This window comes from uncultured Lutibacter sp., from assembly GCF_937891065.1.
In the GTDB taxonomy this organism is placed as follows: Bacteria; Bacteroidota; Bacteroidia; order Flavobacteriales; family Flavobacteriaceae; genus Lutibacter.
Window position 1 is genome coordinate 1 of the sequence record NZ_CALAEQ010000220.1, and the last position, 2,958, is coordinate 2,958.

At 27.8% G+C, this 2,958-nt stretch carries 3 protein-coding genes and 1 pseudogene; 1 reads left to right on the plus strand and 3 read right to left on the minus strand.

All coding sequences use genetic code 11. The features are described from left to right. Window positions 1-433, minus strand: a pseudogene (locus tag Q0352_RS11750) (nicotinic acid mononucleotide adenyltransferase); the annotation flags it as partial. 101 nt (window positions 434-534) lie between these two features. Between Q0352_RS11750 and Q0352_RS11755 the strand changes: the two are divergent. Then, entirely contained in the window at window positions 535-1,518 is a 984-nt protein-coding gene (locus Q0352_RS11755; RefSeq protein ID WP_299527723.1) for a Gfo/Idh/MocA family oxidoreductase, read from the plus strand. Here the strand turns inward: Q0352_RS11755 and Q0352_RS11760 are convergent, their stop codons facing one another. Both Q0352_RS11760 and atpG read right to left on the minus strand, forming a co-directional pair. Next, on the minus strand, window positions 1,519-1,998 hold the full coding sequence (locus Q0352_RS11760) for a hypothetical protein (protein WP_299527725.1): 480 nt from the start codon (window positions 1,996-1,998) through the stop codon (window positions 1,519-1,521). It lies immediately after the preceding gene. A 186-nt stretch (window positions 1,999-2,184) separates the two neighbouring features. Continuing rightward, window positions 2,185-2,958: ATP synthase F1 subunit gamma (gene atpG / locus Q0352_RS11765; protein ID WP_299527727.1), on the minus strand; the 774-nt coding region annotated here is incomplete at its 5' end.

Genomic DNA, 2,958 nt, shown 5'->3' on the forward strand with positions numbered 1-2,958 from the left:
TTTGATAACCCTCTAAATAATAACTTACATTATTATAATTATCTTTTAATTTTAGTCTGTCATTTGATAATTCAATAATATCAAAATCGTAATAACCATCTAAATTATGATCAATTTCAAGAATTCCATTATAAGTGTCATAATATCCAATTTGAATTCCATACCCATTTCCTGTAGCTCCAATACCAACTAAATTATTATTTGCATATAATTTCCCATTGATAAATGAAATTGTAAACGCTTTTGATAGAAAAGGTACATCGCCATTTCCTGTTGTACTATTATAATCTACATACCATAAATCATAAGCCGTAACTACATCTTCTAGGTTTACATAATAATATGGATCATTAATATCGTCTATTACAACACTACAAAACGTAAATGATAATCCAATAAACATTGTCGCAAAAAGTAATTTTAAAGTTCTCATAATCATTTATTTTATTGGTTATACTTCAATAATTTCAAATTCTATGCCAAAAAAATTATATTTACGTATTATTAGTTTTTCAACACTAAAAATTTACTGGAATGAGTTTAAAAATAAATTGGGGAATTATAGGACTTGGAGGTATCGCTCATAAATTTGCATCTGATTTATTGTTAGTTGAAAATTGCTCATTGGAAGCTGTAGCTTCTAGAAGTTTGGAAAAAGCTGAAGTGTTTTCTAAACAATATAATTCAGCTAATTTTTATGGTTCTTATGAAGAATTGTTACAAAATAAGCTAGTTGATATTATTTATATCGCAACACCTCATAATTCTCATGAACGTTATACCATTTTATCTTTAAATTATAAAAAAGCTGTTTTATGTGAAAAGCCTTTTGCTATTAACAGAAAGCAGGTTTTTAAAATGATTGAAGCTTCAAAAAACAACGCTCTTTTTTTAATGGAAGCCATGTGGACTCGATTTAATCCAAGTATAAAAAAGATAAAAAGGATTATTGATAACGGTGAAATTGGAGAAATAAAATATATAAATGCTGATTTTTCTTTTAAAGCAAACACATCTATTCAACGTATTTATGATAAAGAGTTAGGTGGAGGTTCCTTACTCGATATTGGTATTTACCCTGTTTTTTTAGCTTATTTAATATTGGGGATTCCGAACAAAATACAAGCAAACGCGCACTTTTATGAGTCTGGAGCAGATTCTCAATTAGCTATGTTATTTAATTACGAAAATGCACATGCTATATTATTTAGCAGCTTTAATGCAACGTCAAAAAGAATTGCAAAAATAAGTGGCACCTTGGGTGAAATTAATATTGATATGCCTTGGAATGAAACAGATTCTTTTTCAATCCAATTAAACAATGAAGCTGAAGAATTTATATCATTACCAACTATTGGAAGAGGCTATTCACATCAAATTATTGAATGTAATACTTGTCTTAGACAGCATAAAATTGAAAGCGAAATTTGGTCACATCAAAATAGTTTAGAACTTATAACTTTGTTAGATACTATTAGGAATGAAATTAACTTGTCTTATAATGAAGATTTTTTATAATTAATATTTTTCAGTAGATTTTATTTCAACTACCTCATCAATTTTATAATAATATGTCTTATTATCGAGCAAATAACTTACAATCGCTTCATCTTTTTTAAGTGAAAAAGGGATATTTAAAGATTTATTTATAGGTGTATTTCCATACTCATTTACAGGGTCTTCATGTAAAATATAATCCTTTTTTGTATTAGGAAGTGAATAAACGCCTACAAAAATGGGGAATTCTGTACTTATATCTCTTTTCAAGGGAACTTTCTTACTTCTAAAAAAAACAGTATCTAACTCAATATCCTGATGGTCGATTGTGACAACAATTTTAATTCCTTTTACTCCTGGTTGGCCACCAACCCAAGTATTGTAGGTTGCTTTTGTAACTTTAAAAGGGTGATTAACTTTAGTTAAGTCTTTTGTTGAGCTACAAAATGAAAATGATAACAAAATGATTGCTGCACTTAAAATGGTTCCTAATTTATTCATAACTATAGTGTGTTTTTTAGAATATATACAAACTGTATACCAAACTACAAAAAAAGAGCTTATCAAAATTGATAAGCTCTTTTAAAATTTCAAGTAAGAATATTAATCAAATTTATTCACGCAATTTTTAAAATTCTTAATTTACTTATTTATTCAATGTTTCAGATTTAGAAAATTTGGCTTCACCTAATTGTTCAATGCTTCAGCACCTCCAACAATTTCTAAAATTTCATTTGTTATTGCTGCCTGACGTGCTTTGTTATATGTTAATAATAAATCGTCACGTAATTCAGTTGCGTTGTCTGTTGCTTTATGCATTGCTGTCATACGAGCTCCATGTTCTGAGGCAAATGAATCTCTAATTGCTTTATACAATTGTGTTTTTAATGATTTTGGAATCAATTCTAACACAATTTCTACTTTTGTAGGTTCAAAAAGATAATCTGTATTTACTTTTATATCTCCTTTTATTGGTTCAATTGGTAAAAATTGTTCAATAGTTTCAATTTGTGTTGCTGCATTTTTAAATCGGTTATACACCAAATCAATTCTATCATACTCCCCTTCTGCAAATAAACTCATTAATTTTTCTGCAATAACAGCTACATTGTCAAAAGTTAAATCATCAAAAATATCGATATGATTTTCAATAACAGTATAGTTTTTAGCTAAAATATCGTTTCCTTTTTTACCAATAGTTAACAAATCAACTTGTTTACCTTTATAATTCTTTTCGATATTTTTAATAGTTGCTTTAATTACATTTGAATTAAAACCACCACACAAACCTCTATTTGAAGTAATTGGAACTAATAATACTTTTGAAACTTCTTTTTGCTCAGAATAAACTCCGCCAACTTCACCTTCCAAAGTTGCACTTAAACTTTGTAAAAGTTCTGTCAACTTATTAGCATACGGACGCATTTGAGTAATTGCATCTTGTGCTTTTTTCAACTTTGC